Below are 17031 nucleotides of genomic sequence, written 5' to 3' on the forward strand. Positions count from 1 at the left end.
TCATATTTTAAGGAGGCCACCCTATGAGCGCTCACCGTTTCGGCCACGTGGCCCTGATAGGCCCGCCCAATGCGGGCAAGTCCACGCTTCTGAACGCCCTGCTCGGCCAGAAGCTGGCCATCGTCAGCCCCAAGCCCCAGACCACCCGCAACCGGCTGGCGGGCATTTTCACCAACGACGAGGCCCAGATCGTGCTGCTGGACACCCCCGGCGTGCACATCCCGCGCGGCTCGCGCTTGAACAGCCGTCTGGTGGAGGCCGCCTGGCAGGCCCTGGCCGAGGCCGCCGCCATCGTCATCGTGCTGGACGCGATGTTCTATTCGCGCAAGCCCGACGTCTTGGAGAAGGACATCAAACTGCTCTCGCGCCCCGTCGAGCGCTCCGGCCTGCCGGTGATCATCGCGCTCAACAAGACCGACGCCCTCTCCGACATGAAGGCCATGCTGCCGGTGATGGCGCGCCTGGGCGAAGCCTGGCCCGGCTCCGAGATCGTGCCCGTGTCGGCCCTCAAGGAGCGCGGCCTGGACCAGCTGGTCAAGGCCATGGTGGGACACCTGCCCGAGGGCGAGGCCCTCTACCCCGAGGACGAGCTGACCACCGCGCCCATGCGCTTTCTGGCCGCCGAGATCATCCGCGAGAAGCTTTTTTTGAAGCTCACGCAGGAGCTGCCCTACAACACCGCCGTGGCCATCGAGCACTGGCAGGAGACCCCCAAGGGCGCCCGGGTGAGCGCGGTGATCTACGTCTCGCGCGACCGGCACAAGGGCATGGTCATCGGCAAGGGCGGCAAGGTGCTCAAGGATGTGGGCACCCAGGCCCGCCAGGAGATCATGGAGCTCACCGGCGCGCCCGTGCACCTGGAGCTTTTCGTGAAGGTGCGCGAGGACTGGACCGAGGACGAATTCTTCATGAACGAACTGGGCGAGGAGCACGGATCGTAACAGGACCGCCGCTTGCAAAGCGTTTCGAACCACGCTACCAACGCCGTCCACGCTTTTTCACATATCCCGCATTTCGGGACCACATAGGAGGCCGCCCGTGTCCACTCCCAAGCTGAAATTGGGAATCCCCAAGGGATCTTTGCAGGAAGCCACGATCAAGCTGTTCGACAAGTCCGGATGGAAGATCAAGGAGCACCACCGCAACTACTTCCCCGAGATCGACGACGAAGAGATCACCTGCTCCATGTGCCGCGCCCAGGAGATGAGCCGTTACGTCGAGTCCGGGCTGCTTGACTGCGGCCTCACCGGCAAGGACTGGATCCTCGAGAACCAGTCCGACGTGGTCATCGTCACCGACCTGGTCTATTCCAAGGTCAGCTCGCGCCCGGCCCGCTGGGTGCTGGCCGTGGCCGGGGACTCGCCCTTCAAGCGCCCCGAGGATCTGAACGGCAAGCGCATCTCCACCGAACTCGTGGGCTACACCAAGCGCTACTTCGAGCAGGCCGGGGTCAAGGTGGACGTGGAGTTCTCCTGGGGCGCCACCGAGGCCAAGGTGGTCGAGGGACTGGCCGACGCCATCGTGGAAGTCACCGAGACCGGCACCACCATCAAGGCCCACGGGCTGCGCATCATCGCCGAGGTGCTGGTCACCAACACCCAGTTCATCGCCAACAAGGACGCCTGGGCCGACCCCTGGAAGCGTCGCAAGATCGAGAACATGATCATGATGCTCCAGGGCGCGCTCAAGGCCGAGAAGCTCGTCGGCCTCAAGATGAACGTGCCGAGCTCCAGCAAGGACAAGGTCCTGGCGGAGCTGCCCAGCCTCAATTCGCCCACCGTGGCCCACCTGCTGGACTCCGACTGGCTGTCGGTGGAGATCGTGGTGGCCGAGGCCGTGGTGCGCGACCTCATCCCCAAGCTCAAGGACGCCGGGGCCGAGGGCATCATCGAGTATTCGCTCAACAAAGTCGTCTAGTCCCGGCCTTGTCGTAGCAACCGGCCTCGATCGTACAAATCGCACGATGAACCCCACTTCAAGCGCCTTCTCCGCCTCTGACCGGAGAGGGCGCTTGTTTTTGTGGCTCATCCTGGCCGCGGCCGCGGCGCTCCGCCTGTGGCGGCTGGAGACGCCGTCGCTGTGGTTCGACGAGGTGCTGGTGGCCATGGTGGCCAAACTGCCCTGCGCGTCCATCGTGGCGCGCTCCCTGGCCGAGGATTTCCACCCCCCCGCGTTCTACCTGCTGGCCAAGGCGGCCATGGTCATGGGCACGTCGGACGCGGCGCTGCGCCTGCCCCTGGTGGCCTTCGGGCTGGCGGGGGTGTGGTACGCCTGGAGGGCGGGGCGGGAGATGCTCTCCGAGGGCGGCGGGCTCATGCTCGCGGCGCTGACCGCGGTCCAGCCCTGGCACCTGCTGCTCTCCCGGCAGCTTCGGCCCTACAGCATCGTCTTCTTCTTCAGCCTGGCGGCGTTTTTCCACCTCTGGCGGGCCATCCGGGACAACCGGACCAGGGATTACCTTTTGGCCGGGTTGTGTCTCTGGCCTCCGATGCTGCTCCACTTCTCAGGGCTCCTGGCCATGGGGGGCGCGGGGCTGGTCGTGCTGTGCGCCGTGGCCTGGAGGCGGGCCAGGCTGGCTGGCGCTACAGTGTTCTGCCTGGTGTGCGCCGTGGCCGGGGCGGGCGTCTTTCCGTTTCTGGCGGCGCTGTTCGGACGCGAGTCAGGCATTGCGGGTGTGTCCGGATACCCCGACGTGCTGCTGGGCATGGCGGACCGACTGAGCGCCCTGGTATTCCGCGAGCAGTACCCGACATTGCGCGCCGCCATCGCCTGCATGTCGATCGTGGGCCTGGCCAGCCTTATCCGGAGCCACCGGCTGCTGGGGCTCGTTTCGCTGGGCTGGGTGCTGTTCCCGCTCGCGGCCCTGGTGGCCGTCCGCTACAGCACCTATTTCAATCCCTGGCACCTGACCTTTCTTCTGCCGCCGTTCTTGCTGTGGCAGGCCCAGGCCGTCCGCGCGGCCGTGGGCGAGCGGGCCCTGCCCTGGCTGGCCGTTTCGCTCGCCCTGCTGGGCTGCTGGTGGTATCCGGGCGTGGCGGGCGAGCAATACTACAGCCCCAAGAGTTACAGCGGCGATTACAAACAGTGCGCCTCCCGGCTGCTGGCCGCCCATTCCCCGCGCACGGTCTACATCTATCCGGAAAGCGGCATCGCCGGCCCCCTCAACTGGTATCTGGACGAGTTTTCCGAGGCCAACCCCTTGCGGGCGCAGCGGGTCGAGCCGGACATGGCCGAGGTGCAGGCCGTCACCCCGTGCGAACACGGGGCCGCCGAAATCACCATCCCGAGGACGCCGATTGTCCCGATGCAGTCCCTGCCCTTCCGGTCTCGGATCATGCCGACCCCGGTGAACTTCCTGGCCCAGGTGAACCGCCTGGACCACCTGGCCTGCCAGCCCGTGCTGGAGGACGTGGTCATCGCCACCGAAGCAGGCCGCACGGGCTTCGCCGAGTTTCTCTTCGAGAACCGTGAGGCCCGGCCCCAGCGGATCACGGTGCATTTCGGCTTCTCCAACCGGCTGCCGGGGAACCGCTTCGCCGTGCTCTGCCGCTTCGACGACGAGCCGTGGGCCGCGTCCTTCGAGAGCCTCGGGCCGGACCCGCGCGGGCACGACAAGATCGAGCTGTCTCGGGAGCGCCCCTACCGGGTGCTCACGGTGCGCTTCGAGCTTTTGCGCGACGGGCGCTCCGTGACCTTTACCGGCGTGGACCTGGAGGCCGTGCGCCTGCTCGATTTCAAGGTGGAAGCCGACCCGGAAAAAAACTGACCTTTGCCCCTTGCGCGCGCGTGAAGCGTGGTTATTTTGTATCTTACGAGCGCAGTGAAGCGGACACGACAAACCCCAAGTAGGAGGGACATCGACGCACCGCTTCCGCCTCGAGGCCGCAAGGCCAAGGATGCCGGGCGGAGAACAGCCCCGGGACACAGCGGATGAAAGACCGCTTCCCGGGCAAGGGTTCCCAGAGAAGGTCCCAGCCGCCCGGCCCGGTTTTTCGGCAGGCACTGGAATCAGGCAACCGGACAACCAACTTGGATGGGGGCGCCCCGGACCCCCGTAACGCCGGGCTAAAGCCATTCGGGATACTGCCCCAAGACGGCCCCGGATGAGGATGAGTGACGAACGGTTCGGCATGGTTTTTCGGCTAGGCCCTGGACGCAGGCAACCGGTCAACCAACCAGAAACACCTCCGGCGTTGCATCATGCGACGCTCTGTCAGAGCCCCCCTCCCTTGCGGGAGGGGGGCTTCATATTTTAGCGTGGCAGAGTGGCCTTTCCCGGGCGTGGCGAACGCTCCCGCCCGGGTGTTCCGCAACCGGGCGCGCCGCGCGCCCAAGGACCGGCACATGCTCCCAGGATACGTCTCGCTCCATGCCCGGGGCCAACTCGCGGCCCGGGCCCGGCAGGCCCTCGAACTCCTGAACCCCTGCCGCCTCTGCCCCAGGCGCTGCGGCGTGGACAGAACCTCGGGCGAGACGGGCTTCTGCGGCGTGGGCCGGTACGCCCGCGTGGCGAGCTTCGGGCCGCACTTCGGCGAGGAGGACTGCCTGGTGGGGGAGGGCGGCTCCGGCACGATATTCTTCTCCGGGTGCAATCTGGGCTGCGTGTTCTGCCAGAACGAGGACATCAGCCGCCATCCGGAATCGGGGGGCGAGGTTTCTCCCGCCGAGCTGGCCGCGATCATGCTCGACCTGCAAGGCCGGGGCTGCGCGAACATCAACTTCGTCACCCCCAGCCACGTGGCCGCCCAGATCCTCGAAGCCCTGCCCCTGGCCGTGGAGGGCGGCCTCACGCTCCCCCTGGTCTACAACACCGGCGGCTATGACAACCTCAAGACCCTGGCCCTGCTGGACGGTGTGGTGGACGTGTACATGCCCGACGTGAAGTTCTGGGACCCGGCCGTGGCCGCGCGCCTGTGCGCCGCGGCGGACTACCCCGAGGTGGCCCGCGCTGCGGTTCAGGCCATGCACTCCCAGGCGGGGGACCTCGAGATCGGCCCGGACGGCCTGGCCCGGCGGGGGCTCCTGGTGCGCCACCTGGTGCTGCCGCAGGACCTGGCCGGCACCGCGCGCTGGATGACCTGGCTCGCCTCCGAGGTCTCGCCCGGCACCTACGTGAACCTCATGGACCAGTACCGCCCCTGCGCCGACGCCGGGAAGCACCCGGGCCTGGGCAGGGCGCTCACGGCCGAGGAGTTCCGCCGCGCCCGCAGGCAGGCGCAGGGCGCGGGCATCACCCGCCTGGACGAGCGCAAGGCCGGGTATCTGAAGATGATCCTTGCGCGCATGCTGGCCGGAGACCCCGAGGAGGGTGGCCCCGCAGGGGATTGACCGGCACCTCTGCGCCTCGTTTTTCTCCGGCCCCCGGCAGGGGGTGACATTTTTGTTAACGCTATCCGCCTTTTCGCCTTGAACCAGCCCCCCGTTTGGAGTAAAAATCGCAAATTCGCGCCCGAAATAGGCGCTCAATCCGAATTCGACCTTACATGGAGGACAACCATGGCGGTGTTCAAGTGCAAGAACGCTGACGACGTCTTGAAGGCGGTCAAGGACTACAACGTCTCCTTCGTCCAGTTCTGGTTCATCGACATCCTGGGCATGCTCAAAAGCTTCCAGATCACCCCTCGCGAGCTGGAGTCGGCCTTCGACGAGGGCATGGGCTTCGACGGCTCGTCCATCACCGGCTTCACCAAGATCCACGAGTCGGACATGGTGGCCTTCCCCGACCCCACCACCTTCCAGCTGGTGGCCTGGCGTCCCAGCGACCGTCCGGTGGCGCGCCTGTTCTGCGACGTGAAGAATCCCGACGGCACGCCCTTCGCCGCCGACTCGCGCTACGTGCTGAAAAAGATGCTCAAGAAGGCCGCCGACCTGGGCTACACCTATTACGTGGGGCCGGAGCTGGAGTTCTTCCTGTTCGCCAATTCCAGCGAGCCGCGCATCCTGGACAAGGGCGGCTACTTCGACGCCCCGCCCCTCGACCTGGCCAACGACGTGCGCCGCGACATCATCTTCGCGCTGGAGTCCATGGGCATCGCCGTGGAGTACTCCCACCACGAGGTGGCCCCCTCCCAGCACGAGATCGACCTGCGCTACAACGAGGGCCTGTCCATGGCCGACACGGCCATCACCTACCGGGTGGTGGTGAAGGAAGTGGCCCGCAAGCACGGCTGCTACGCCTCCTTCATGCCCAAGCCCCTGTTCGGCGAGAACGGATCGGGCATGCACGTGCACCAGTCGCTGTTCAAGGGCTCCAAGAACGCCTTCTACGACGCCTCCTCGCCCAACCATCTCTCCACCGAGGCCCAGGCCTACATCGCGGGGCTCCTTAAGCACGCGCCCGAGTTCGCCTGCGTCACCAACCAGTGGGTCAACTCCTACAAGCGCCTGGTGCCTGGCTACGAGGCCCCGGTGTACATCGCCTGGGCCCAGCGCAACCGCTCGGCCTTGATCCGCGTGCCCATGTACAAGCCCGGCAAGGAGTCGGCCACGCGCATCGAGCTGCGCTGCCCCGACCCGGCCGCCAACCCCTACCTGGCCTTCGCGGTGATGCTGGGCGCGGGCATGAAGGGCATCGAGGACGGCTACAAGCTGGCCAAGCCCGTGGAGGACAACATCTTCCACATGGACGAGAAGGAGATGAAGAAGCATGGCATTTCCTCGCTGCCGGGCTCGCTCTACGAGGCCGTGGTCAACCTGGAGAAGTCGGCGCTCATGAAGGAGATCCTGGGGGATCACCTGCACGCCGCCCTGGTGCAGTACAAGCACGACGAGTGGGACCAGTACCGCATGCAGATCACCGAATACGAGATCGAGAAATACCTGCCCGTCCTGTAGGATGGCGCGGAGATTCGAGAATGGAAGGCCGCCCGGCGACGGGCGGCCTTTTTCTTATGAAGTGAAGTTTATAAATCCCGGATTGGCAGTGATTTCCAACGAGAATTGCCTAGAGAGCAGAAATGTATTCAAAGAAAGAAGTCGTTTATGGGCGGAAGAGCTCTCGCACAAACCATTGGAGCCAACCTAAGAGGCCCATAATGATGATGTATCTCCATGGGTGCTGTTGAAACTCATATTCCAGTTTTGAATACAGTTTTTTGAACACATGGACGCCTCTTTGATTGCAAATTGATGAAAATATGTTTGCCCGTATATAATTGTAAGCATGCTAATATCCTTGGTGAACGGCAAGAGAAAAGGCCAGGCCATGATGGCCTGGCCTTTTCTTAATCGTGCTCTTTCGCGTACTTGTACCGGTCGTACAATTCAGCACGCGACATCGCCGGAGGGGGGCTCGTCATGCGTTCTTCGGCGGCCTGAACACCTATTTCGGCACCGGCACCAGCACCGAACGCCGCCGAGCCACTGATGATCACCGGGTTGGCCGTCACAGCACCGGCTGCGCCTCCAATTATGGTGCCTGCTGTACCGCCAACTCCGGCTCCAATTATTCTTGCGGTATTGATAGCCTCTTTGGTTGGCGTCGGGGCCAAGCTTTCTTTCTGTTTCGGAGAAAACTGGTCCCACAGCTCTTTCGGGATGCCTCCCACGAACTCCTTGCTGTCGCCCGCCATGGCCGTGAAGAGCGGATCTTCGCCGAGCCGCCTGTTGGTGACAGTGTCACGGACCTCTCCTGAAAGGGGTGCTCGCACCTCGCCCGCGGCGAGGGGCATGGCCACCACGCCGCCGTTGAAGTTCTCGCCCATTGTGTCGCCCTTGCCGTCATTGGTGCGGATGAAGCTCTCCGCGAGATTGTCGGCGTAATCATCCGCCATGTCGTCGTCTCCTTGTCTTGCGCCGGGAGGAAGGGCCCCCGGCGCGGTGTCCGGGCTTCGCCATCGAAGCGTGGCACGTCGCGGGCGCGTCTACCGCGACCGCCCGGCAACGGGTGGCCATTTTTATCGATATTGACTGATGCCATAAAAATAGATTAATAAAATTCATGAGGCGCTTGATGAGGAGGGGTTGAATGCCGTCGATCAACATGTATCGCTTGTTGAAGCATTTATGCTTTGAATTATGTGTTCTTACGTTTGGATTTGTATTGGCCATAGTTGTGCTGAAGATTTTGTTTGTGTTTGGTACAATATCTTGCGGTAGGTGATCCTCGCGAAAATAAGTTGAGTCGATGAAAGGAGCAGTTCGGTGTATTTGAACTATAGAGGGTATGATGTAATCCAATCATTTGTGGTTGACAGTGTCATAGTGGCATTCTTGTTACTGGCGTTTTTATTCGACAAAATCGTCCATTTTGCAGATATGTTTGGAGTGTTGTAGGTGAAGCGAGTCAATGTCTTTGAAAGAGTGTGTTTTCTGGTGTTTATAGTATTAGAATTTCATTTTATATTCACGACACGAGTCGTGCCACTAGTAATATCAAGAAATTAAGCCGCGCCTTGTTTGACGCGGCTTAATTTTAATCTTTTCCTCTCGTTGCCTCGAACTGGCGGTTCAATTCTTCACGAGTCGTAACTTGCGATTGATTTTTGAGCCAGTTGTCAGCCGCATCGTAACCTTGCGAGCCGCCATAAGCTCCCAGTAATCCACCTGGTAGTTGCATTCCAGGGAGGGTTGCGATCACAAGCCCTGGAGCGGCGCCTGCTGCTGTTCCGAGCCCTCGGTAGTGAGAGAATTGTTCCTCGGGCACCTCCCATTTTTGTTTGTCTTCAGGGCTCAAACTGTCCCATGTCGCTTTTGGCATTCCATGAACGAACTCCTTGCTGTCGCCCGCGATGGAAGTGAAAAGCGGGTCTTCGTCAGACCGCCTGTTGCCAACAGTGTCACGAATCTCCCCCGAAATAGGTGCTCGCACCTCGCCCGCGGCGAGGGGCATGGCCACAACTCCACCATTGAAGTTCGTGCCCATGGTATCGCCAGCGGCGTCATGAGTGCGGACGTAACTGTCCGCGAGGTTGTCGGCGTACTCATCCGCCATGTGTCGTCTCCTTGTTGTGCGCGGGGAGGATGGCCTCCCTCGGCGCGGTGTCCGGGCTTCGCCATCGAAGCGTGACCTGCTCCGACGCGCCTACCGATGCCTGGCCGAGCGGCGGCCGTGGTATACCTTGGACGCCTTCACGGCTCCCACGCGCATCTCCTTGTAGAACTCCATGGCCTCGTGCGGGCAGCGGGCGAACATCTCCTTCACGGAGCGTTGGGCCGAAGGCGGCAAAAGCGCGATGTGGTGCTCCATCATCTGGATGGTCCCTTTGTAGAGGGGATCGCTCTGGGACAGCTTGCCGAACAGCGTCTCCACGCGCTGGCGCACGCGGTGTTTCCTGGCGTCTTCAAAATCCAGCCTGTGGCGCTTGTGGTGGTGTTCGTTCAGATCGCGCAGGATATACCAGCGCAGTTGTCCCGTGGGGTCGGCGGGAGGCGGCCCCATGTCGTGGGGCCTGAACACGTCGTCCCAGTGCTCGCGCAACGTGGCCACGGCCTCGGGGTCGCGCAGGAGCGCCGCGTGCACGTCGTCGTAGCCGGGGAAATCCCCCATGGGCTGCCGGATAGAGAAGTATTCGCCGGGCTGGACGCTTCCCGATTGCCGGAAGTTGTCCGCCCCGGGCGGGTTGGGGTCGTCGGGGTGGGTCCCTGCGGGCACCCCGAAGGCGGCGTTGGAGCGCCGCCAGTATCTGGCCTGGTTTTCCTTGAGCTCTTGCTCGGTCCTCATGAAATCCTCCGTGGATGATTTGCCCGGCTCGGCCGGGCGATGACCACGCAGGATATTCAAAAAGGGTCTCGTGTCTCCCCATATAGCGCTATGTAGGAAGAAAGTTGAAAATTGTTTGGCATGAGGCGCTTGATTCAGCGTGGCAGTTACCTCGTTTGACAGAGGGACGGGAAACGGACGGCAACTTCTCCCGGCACTTGAACTTGGGCCGCATCCGGGTATCCTGCGCCCACCACACCAGCAGGAGGACTCATGATCGCCAACCAGCGCCAGATTTTCGGCGTTCCCGCAAACGTCGTCTATTTCAACTGCGCCTACACCTCCCCCCTGCCCGAGCCCGTTCTCGAAGCCGGACGCAAGGCTCTGGAACTCAAGCGCTCTCCATGGCTCATGACCACGGATGTCTTCTTCACCGGCCTGGAGGCCGCCCGGCAGGCGTTCGCCTCCCTTTTGGGCTGCGACGCGGACGGCGTGGCCGTCACCCCCGCCGTGTCCTACGCCATGGCCGTGGCCGCCAAGAACCTCCCCCTGGCCCAGGACAAGTGCGTGCTCATCCTGGACGAGCAGTTCCCGTCCAACGTCTATTCCTGGCTGAAGACGGCCCCGGGACGGGTGCGCGCCGTGCCCCGCCCGGCCGAGGGCACCTGGTCCGACCATGTGCTGTCCTTCATCACCGAGGAGATCGGGCTGGTGGCCCTGCCGCACTGCCACTGGATCGACGGCACGGTGTTCGACCTGGCCGCCATCCGCGCCGCCTGCGACCGGGTGGGCGCGCATCTGGTGGTGGACGCCACCCAGTCGCTGGGGGCCATGCCCTTCGATCTGGCCGCCATCCGCCCGGACGTGCTGGCCGTGTCCGGCCACAAGTGGCTGCTCGGGCCCTACGGGGTGGGGTTCTGCTACGTGGACGAGCGTTGGCGCGGGGGCGAGCCCCTGGAGGAGAACTGGCTCAACCGCGAGGGCAGCGAGGATTTCTCGCGCCTGACCGAATACCGCGACACCTACCGGCCCGGAGCCAGGCGCTACGACGTGGGCGAGGCCAGCAACTTCATCCTCATGCCCATGGCCGAGGCGGCTCTTACGCTGGTGTCGTCCTGGGGAGTGGAGAACATCGCGGCCGCGCTTTCGCGGGTGACCGGCAGGCTGGCCCTGACCGGCGAGGCGTTCGGGCTGACCCCGACGCAGGCCTCGGAGCGCGCCCCGCACATGATCGGGCTGAAGCTCAAGCACGGCCCGGCCAAGCCCGTGGCGGCGGCCATGGCCCGGGAGAACGTGTTCGTGAGCGCCAGGGCGGGGACGCTTCGCATCGCGCCGCACCTGTTCGCGGACGACGCGGACATGACGCGGTTCTCCGACGTGCTGGCGCGGAGCCTGTCGACGTAAGCGGGGGAGGGCCCCCGCCCCGTCACTCTTTCGCGGCCGCGTCTCCGGCCAGTCCCAGGCGTCTCTTCTGGTCGGGCGTCAGCTCGCGCTTGAGCGCTTCAATCCTCCCCCGGCCCTGCCGCGCGACCTCCTCCGGGAGCGCCGGGCTCTCGCATGCGCGCGTCAGCCAGAAGTAGCCCCACACCAAATCCTTGGGCACGCCGAGCCCGTCCATGTGCATCACTCCGAGCTGGTACTGCGCCTGGGGTTCGCCCGCCTGGGCGGCCTCCAGGAAGAGCTTCGCGGCCCAGGTGGCGTCGCGGGGCGTGCCCTGTCCGGTCAGATGGCGGTAGCCCTCGGCGAAGAGGTCGCCGGGCGTCACGTCCGCCGCATGGAGGAGTGAGGCCACAGGCAGCAGGGGCAGCAGGCAGGAAAAAAGCGCGACAAGGCGCAGCATCCGCCCCGGCAGCCCGGCTCGAAAAAAGGTCTTCGCGCGGCGCGGGCTTGTCTCCGCGCGGCTCGGGCGTTGCCCGGGCGAGGTGCGGGAAACCTGTCCGTCGCCGGTGAGGGGACCGAGGGCCGCTCTGGCGGCCGAGTCTTTCGCGGGATGCGTATGAAGATTGTTGTTCATTGTTGTGGTCTCTAGTGAGGGGCCAGGAGGCGGTCCAGGTCCGGCAGGGGGGAGGGCGAGACGTAGAGGCGCACGGGCCGGCCGTCGCATCCCGGCGTGAAAGGCTGTGCGGCGAGAACTCGGGGCATCCGCGCGGCTGGCTCCAGCCACGCGTCGATGCGCAGGGGATGTTCGGGTCCGGACCAGAGCCGGGCCTTGTCGCTGGAGAGTTCGAAGCGCAGGTAGACGCGCTCCGAAGGCCGCTCGAGCCTGATCCAGGCGATGCGGCGGTGCTTGCCCTCCCAAAGCTCGCTGTTCTTCACGGTGAGCGATTCCGCGCTCCGGTAGGCGTTGCCGTCGGTGGAAACGGACAGGCGCACGGAGTTCTCAATGCCCGGCTCGCCGTAGACCTCCGGGGTGAAGGCCACGCGCACGGCGCGCACCGGGGCGCGGGAGGCCAGGGCGTAGACCGCGAAACAGGCGTTCTCGCCCGCGCAGGTCAGGCAGGGCTGGCCCGGGACCAGGGCGGTGTTGAACCGGGCGAAGGTTCCCCCGAAAACGCCCGGCGGGTTACCGGCCGCATCCGCGGCCGGGGCGAAATCGAGCGCGGCCCAAATCCTGCCCTGTCCGCCGGGAGCCAGGGCCAGTGTGGAGCCCTCCGGGGCCACGAGGGGCAGCTGCACGGCGGCTCCGCCCAGAGTCACTGTCTGCCCGGCCATGGGCCCCTTGACCAGGAGGCCGCCAGCCTGGACCGGCTCGGTGAGAACCTTGGAGCCCGGGGCGCCGGGCGCGTTGAAGAAGGCGTCGGCCAGGGCCGGGTCGAAGACCGTCAGGCCGCCAGGGCCGGGCAGCTCGGCCACGGGGGCGAGCCCAGGGTGGCTGGCGCGGAAATCAACCAGGGCCGAGTCGCCCGGCTTGAAGGCCACCAGGGGGGCGCGCCCGGCCAGGGTCAGGCCGGGCGTCCACTCCGCCAGATCAGCCCTGCGGCGCAGGGTGTCCGGCGTGACGGCCGGAACGGGGGATGAGGCCGGGGACGCGCCGGGGAAATCGACCTCCAGGGAGACGGGCTCCAGCGCCCCGTGGACGGTCCCGGGATCGAGGAGCAGGCCCACGGCCAACTCGGGGCCGGAGGGGCGGGGGATGGTGAGCGGGACGTCCAGCTCCTCGCCGGTGAAGTCCGCCTGGGCGACGCTCTTCAGGGCGGTCAGGGTCTCGGGCGAGCTCCCGGCGGCGATTGCGACCGAGGCGTCCGACGGTTTCGAGGCCAGGCCGCGCGTCAGGCGCAGACGGCAGCGCAAGGCCACGTCCCCCGTAAAGCCGCCCTGGGGGGCCTTGAAGCGCCAGACGGCCCGGCCGGGACGCTCGGGGTCGTAGAGGCTCAAACTTTTCTGGAACAGGTCCGGCCCGGCGTTCTCCCAGAGGGCAGCCTCGCGGTAGAAGCTCAAGGTCGAGAAATCCGCCCGGTAGGCGCCGGCGCCGGCCAGGGGGCTCACGTTCAGAAGTCCCAGGCGGAATCCTGCGAGGTCGCCGAAGCGCTCTGGCCGACCGTATCCCGGCGGGATGAAGTCCGGCCCGCACAAGAGGAGCACGCGGCGGTAGCGCAGGTCGCCGCTCTGGCTCAAATCGTCGAACACGCCGGGCAGGTACCAGCGGGTGAACACCTTCAGGTGGCGGTTGCGGGGGAAGGCCACGGTGTCGGCGTTGGCGGCGGCCCGGGCCGCGTCCAGGAGGTCGTCGCGCATTGAGTGGGCGTCACGCCGGTAATAGTCGGGCAGGGCGGTCAGGCTCGGCCAGGAGAGGCCCACGGCGGCGAAAAGCCCCAGGAGCGCCGCGGCCCGGCTGGGAAGCCCCAGCGACAGGCCCTTCACCAGCCCGTCCAGTCCCGCCCCGGCCAAGAGGGCCAGGCCGGGCACGAAGTTGATCAGGTAGCGCGGGTTCACACTGATGCCCGTGCGCAGCGCCAGGGCCGTGGCCACGGGCAGCAGGAGCCAGCACAGGACGAGCGCCGTGCCGCGCGGGTTGCGCCACAGCCCGGTGAAGACGCCGAGCCCGGCGCAGGCCAGCAGCAGGACGCTCTGGGTGGTGAACTCCAGCAGGGCGCGCGTGAGGAACTCCCAGGTCAGGCCCATGCCGGAGCTGGGCGCGTAGATGAGTTCCATGTGGAAGAGGTGCCCGGGCAGCCAGGGCAGGTAGGCCAGGGCCGCCGCGCCCAGGGCCAGGGCCGCCGGAACGAGACGGCCGGCGGGCAGGGCGCGCCCGGCGGCGAGCCCGGCCAGGAAGAGTCCCTGGGCCAGGAGGTTCGCCCCTCCCAGGTAGGAGGCGTAGAGCGCCCCGGCCAGGCTCGCGGCGTAGAGCGCCCAGTGGCGCGGCCGGTTGGATTCCAGGGCGCGGACAAGGAGCCACAGGGACGTCGCCGCCAGCAACAGGTAGAGCGAATAGGGCCGGGCCTCGCGGCTGTACTGCAGGTGGTAGAGCGAGAGGGACAGCAGGGCCGAGGCGAAGAGCCCGGAGCGTCCGCCGTAGAGGCGGGTGCCCAGCGGGTAGAGCACGAGGACCGTGAGAATCCCGGCCAGCACGCTCGGCAGCTTCACCCAGGTCTCCGACGCTGCGCCCAGGGCCAGCACGGGGTGCAGGATCAGGTGCAGAAGCGGCGGCGAGGAATCGAGCGAGGCGTCCGACGGCCCTTGGAAGCTGAGGCTGCGCCAGAGGTCCGCGAAAGCGAGCTTGGCCCGGCCCAGGGTGACGAACTCGTCCCACCACAGGGGGGTGGATTCGAGCCAGGCCAGGCGGATGATCGCCGCCGCGACGAGGATGGCCGCCAGCAGGACGATGCGGACGCGGGAATTGCTCATGAGAGGTACTGGTAGCCCTTTTCGGGGAAAAAAACACCTGGACAGGCCAAGGAGAAATCATTAGGGGCTTTCTTTTCGAGCGTATACCGCCAGGAGGAAACACCCATGGCTCAGAAGAAGCACGAGCGCAAGAAAGAGCTGGACCGCCGCCGCAAGCGTCGCGCCGAGCGCATGAAAGAGCGCGTCCGCGAAGCCAAGGCCGCCAAGAAGGCCTAATTGGCTGTTTGACAACGGCTCCGGCGAGTCTTATGTCCGGAGCTGTTACGATTTGCGTTGTTTAAGGAGGAAGCCATGCCCATCTACGAATACCGCTGCCAGGAATGTCAGCAGACTTTCGAGGAGTGGCAGAAGGACTTCGCCGACCGTCAAGTCCCCTGCCCTGTGTGCGGGGGTAAGGCCGAGCGTCTTATTTCCAGCTCGTCTTTCGTTCTGAAGGGCGGCGGCTGGTATTCCGATCTGTACTCCAAGCCCGCCGGATCGAATGCGGACACCTGCGCCCCGGCCTCGTCCACGTCCACAAAGACCGAGACCAAGGCGTGCGCTGCTTCCTGCCCTTCGGGCGGGTGCTCCAACTGACAGGCGCCCCGCAAGGCAGCTTCGGCTGCCTTGCTTGTTTTCAAGCCCCCGCCTGGGGGCACAGCCAACCCCCGCGCCATACACCATGATAGAACGCTACACCCGCCCGGAAATGGGCAGGCTCTGGAGCCTTGAAAACAGGTTCCGGGTCTGGCTGGAAGTGGAACTGGCAGTCTGCGAAGGCTGGCACGCCATGGGCCGCATCCCGGCCAAGGACATGGAAGCCATTCGCGCCAAGGCCGACGTCAACGTGGACCGCATCCTCGAGATCGAGGAGCGCACCCGCCATGACGTCATCGCCTTCCTCACCAACGTGGAGGAGCTCGTGGGGCCGTCCGCACGGTTCATCCACCTGGGCTGCACCAGCTCCGACATCGTGGACACGGCCAACGGCGTGCTCCTCAAGCGCGCGGGCGTGAAGATCCTCGAGGGCCTGGACCGCCTGCTCGGCGTGCTGAGGGACATGGCCCTGGCCAACCGGGGCCGCCTGTGCATGGGCCGCACCCACGGCATCCATGCCGAGCCCACCAGCTTCGGGCTCAAGATGGCGGTGTTCTACGCCGAGTTCACGCGCCACCGCGAGCGCGTGGCCCGGGCCGTGGACAACGTAGCCGTGGGCAAGATCTCCGGGGCCGTGGGCACCTACGCCTATCTTTCCCCCGAACTCGAGGAGCGCGCCTGCGCCATCCTGGGCCTGACCCCGGACCCGGTCTCCACCCAGATCGTGCAGCGCGACCGCCACGCCGAATTCTTCACCGCGCTTGGGCTTCTGGGCGGCGGCATCGAGCGCATCTGCGTGGAGCTTCGGCACCTGCAGCGCACCGAGGTGCTCGAGGTGGAGGAGGGCTTCGGCAAGGGCCAGAAGGGCTCCTCGGCCATGCCCCACAAGAAGAACCCCATTTCCGCCGAGAACCTGGCCGGGCTCTCCCGGCTTCTGCGCACCAACTCCCTGGCCGCCATGGAGAACATGGCCCTGTGGCACGAGCGCGACATCTCCCACTCCTCCGTGGAGCGGGTGATCATGCCCGACTCCACCATCCTGGCCGACTATATGCTGCACAGGCTCTCCAACCTTCTCGCGGGGCTTCGCATCATCCCCGAGAACATGGAGCGCAACCTTTGGGGCTCCTACGGCCTGTTTTTCTCCCAGGCGGTGCTCCTGGCCCTCATCGACGAGGCCGGAATGGACCGCCAGGCGGCCTACGAGGCCGTTCAGGCCGTGGCCATGCGCTGCTGGACGGAAAAAAAGCTCTTTCCGGATGAAGTGCGCCATGATACGGCCATCGCCAGCGCGCTTAGCGAAAGCAGGCTGAACGATCTGTTCAATCCGGCCAACTTCCTCAAGGAGGAACCGGCCATCTACAAAAGGGTGTTCGGCGCGTGAAACAGCGGCTCGCCAAGATCATACTCGAAAAGTCCTACCGCGAGGGCGAATTCGTCCTCACTTCCGGTCGCAAGAGCGACTACTACTTCGACTGCAAGCCCACGGCGTTGCATCCCGAAGGCTCCTATCTCATCGGCAGCCTTTTCTGCGACATGCTTTCGGGTTTCGACGTGCAGGGCGTGGGCGGCATGACCCTGGGGGCCGATCCCCTGGTCAGCGCCGTCACGGTCATGTCCTTCATCGGCAAGCGCCCCCTGCCGGGCTTCATCGTGCGCAAGCAGTCCAAGGGCCACGGCACCAACCAGTTTCTCGAAGGACTGGCCAACTTCAAGCCCGGCGACAAGGTTGCCATGCTCGAAGACGTGGTCACCACCGGCGGCACCCTGCTCAAGGCTTGCGAGCGCGTGCGCGACGCGGGCCTTACGATAGTGGCCGTGCTGGCCGTGCTCGACAGGCAGGAGGGCGGAAGGGAGAACCTGGCGGCCGCCGGGTACGAACTGACGTCCATTTTCACCAGGGCGGATCTCGTCGCCGCCAAAGGGCAGTAGTACCTTCGAGACCACCGTCGACTCACGGAGGAGCCAGA

Annotated in this window: 14 protein-coding genes; 9 read left to right on the forward strand and 5 right to left on the reverse strand. The window is 65.4% G+C overall.

What is annotated here, in order from left to right; all coding sequences use genetic code 11:
• Nucleotides 1-23 precede the first annotated feature (23 nt).
• From era to ML540_RS00420, 5 genes are all read left to right on the forward strand, one after another.
• Nucleotides 24-941, forward strand: a complete 918-nt coding sequence (gene era, locus ML540_RS00400) for a GTPase Era (RefSeq protein WP_243357722.1) — start codon at nt 24-26, stop codon at nt 939-941.
• A gap of 97 nt (nt 942-1038) precedes the next feature.
• Nucleotides 1039-1917: an ATP phosphoribosyltransferase gene (gene hisG / locus ML540_RS00405; protein WP_243357724.1), complete on the forward strand. Its 879-nt coding sequence runs from the start codon at nt 1039-1041 to the stop codon at nt 1915-1917.
• A 94-nt stretch (nt 1918-2011) separates the two neighbouring features.
• On the forward strand, nt 2012-3766 hold the full coding sequence (locus tag ML540_RS00410) for a glycosyltransferase family 39 protein (RefSeq protein ID WP_243357726.1): 1755 nt from the start codon (nt 2012-2014) through the stop codon (nt 3764-3766).
• A gap of 515 nt (nt 3767-4281) precedes the next feature.
• Nucleotides 4282-5328, forward strand: a complete 1047-nt coding sequence (locus ML540_RS00415) for a radical SAM protein (RefSeq protein ID WP_341482611.1) — start codon at nt 4282-4284, stop codon at nt 5326-5328.
• A gap of 168 nt (nt 5329-5496) precedes the next feature.
• Nucleotides 5497-6834, forward strand: coding sequence for a glutamine synthetase family protein (locus tag ML540_RS00420; RefSeq protein WP_243357727.1), 1338 nt, complete (start codon nt 5497-5499; stop codon nt 6832-6834).
• Between the two features lie 389 nt (nt 6835-7223).
• Here ML540_RS00420 and ML540_RS00425 read toward each other — a convergent pair whose 3' ends face one another.
• The 3 genes from ML540_RS00425 to ML540_RS00435 all read right to left on the reverse strand — a co-directional run bounded on the left by ML540_RS00425 (nt 7224) and on the right by ML540_RS00435 (nt 9661).
• A complete protein-coding gene (locus tag ML540_RS00425; protein WP_243357729.1) occupies nt 7224-7772 on the reverse strand; it encodes a hypothetical protein in 549 nt (182 codons plus the stop codon).
• A 641-nt stretch (nt 7773-8413) separates the two neighbouring features.
• Complete coding sequence (locus tag ML540_RS00430) at nt 8414-8932, reverse strand: hypothetical protein (RefSeq protein WP_243357732.1); 519 nt, start codon at nt 8930-8932, stop codon at nt 8414-8416.
• A gap of 90 nt (nt 8933-9022) precedes the next feature.
• Nucleotides 9023-9661, reverse strand: a complete 639-nt coding sequence (locus tag ML540_RS00435) for a hypothetical protein (RefSeq protein ID WP_243357734.1) — start codon at nt 9659-9661, stop codon at nt 9023-9025.
• A 252-nt stretch (nt 9662-9913) separates the two neighbouring features.
• On the opposite strand from ML540_RS00435, the gene ML540_RS00440 reads away from it, so the two are divergent.
• Complete coding sequence (locus ML540_RS00440) at nt 9914-11044, forward strand: aminotransferase class V-fold PLP-dependent enzyme (protein ID WP_243357737.1); 1131 nt, start codon at nt 9914-9916, stop codon at nt 11042-11044.
• A 22-nt stretch (nt 11045-11066) separates the two neighbouring features.
• Here ML540_RS00440 and ML540_RS00445 read toward each other — a convergent pair whose 3' ends face one another.
• Nucleotides 11067-11480: a tetratricopeptide repeat protein gene (locus ML540_RS00445; protein WP_243357739.1), complete on the reverse strand. Its 414-nt coding sequence runs from the start codon at nt 11478-11480 to the stop codon at nt 11067-11069.
• A gap of 185 nt (nt 11481-11665) precedes the next feature.
• A complete protein-coding gene (locus ML540_RS00450) occupies nt 11666-14485 on the reverse strand; it encodes a glycosyltransferase family 39 protein (protein ID WP_243357742.1) in 2820 nt (939 codons plus the stop codon).
• Between the two features lie 291 nt (nt 14486-14776).
• Here ML540_RS00450 and ML540_RS00455 point away from each other — a divergent pair, with 291 nt between their 5' ends.
• The 3 genes from ML540_RS00455 to pyrE all read left to right on the forward strand — a co-directional run bounded on the left by ML540_RS00455 (nt 14777) and on the right by pyrE (nt 16993).
• Complete coding sequence (locus tag ML540_RS00455; protein WP_243357744.1) at nt 14777-15061, forward strand: FmdB family zinc ribbon protein; 285 nt, start codon at nt 14777-14779, stop codon at nt 15059-15061.
• An 85-nt stretch (nt 15062-15146) separates the two neighbouring features.
• Nucleotides 15147-16445, forward strand: a complete 1299-nt coding sequence (purB, locus tag ML540_RS00460) for an adenylosuccinate lyase (RefSeq protein ID WP_243357747.1) — start codon at nt 15147-15149, stop codon at nt 16443-16445.
• Nucleotides 16442-16993: an orotate phosphoribosyltransferase gene (gene pyrE / locus ML540_RS00465; RefSeq protein ID WP_243357748.1), complete on the forward strand. Its 552-nt coding sequence runs from the start codon at nt 16442-16444 to the stop codon at nt 16991-16993. The genes purB and pyrE overlap by 4 nt, the downstream gene beginning before the upstream one ends.
• Nucleotides 16994-17031 lie beyond the last annotated feature (38 nt).

Source organism: Fundidesulfovibrio terrae (genome assembly GCF_022808915.1).
Lineage (GTDB): Bacteria > Desulfobacterota > Desulfovibrionia > Desulfovibrionales > Desulfovibrionaceae > Fundidesulfovibrio > Fundidesulfovibrio terrae.

Excerpts from the sequence above, each read along its gene's own strand:
- purB (WP_243357747.1), top strand. The coding sequence starts at position 15,147 with ATGATAGAACGCTACACCCGCCCGGAAATGGGCAGGCTCTGGAGCCTT.
- ML540_RS00435 (WP_243357734.1), bottom strand. The coding sequence starts at position 9,661 with ATGAGGACCGAGCAAGAGCTCAAGGAAAACCAGGCCAGATACTGGCGG.
- ML540_RS00455 (WP_243357744.1), top strand. The coding sequence starts at position 14,777 with ATGCCCATCTACGAATACCGCTGCCAGGAATGTCAGCAGACTTTCGAG.
- ML540_RS00430 (WP_243357732.1), bottom strand. The coding sequence starts at position 8,932 with ATGGCGGATGAGTACGCCGACAACCTCGCGGACAGTTACGTCCGCACT.
- era (WP_243357722.1), top strand. The coding sequence starts at position 24 with ATGAGCGCTCACCGTTTCGGCCACGTGGCCCTGATAGGCCCGCCCAAT.
- ML540_RS00445 (WP_243357739.1), bottom strand. The coding sequence starts at position 11,480 with ATGCTGCGCCTTGTCGCGCTTTTTTCCTGCCTGCTGCCCCTGCTGCCT.
- ML540_RS00425 (WP_243357729.1), bottom strand. The coding sequence starts at position 7,772 with ATGGCGGATGATTACGCCGACAATCTCGCGGAGAGCTTCATCCGCACC.
- ML540_RS00420 (WP_243357727.1), top strand. The coding sequence starts at position 5,497 with ATGGCGGTGTTCAAGTGCAAGAACGCTGACGACGTCTTGAAGGCGGTC.
- ML540_RS00450 (WP_243357742.1), bottom strand. The coding sequence starts at position 14,485 with ATGAGCAATTCCCGCGTCCGCATCGTCCTGCTGGCGGCCATCCTCGTC.
- ML540_RS00440 (WP_243357737.1), top strand. The coding sequence starts at position 9,914 with ATGATCGCCAACCAGCGCCAGATTTTCGGCGTTCCCGCAAACGTCGTC.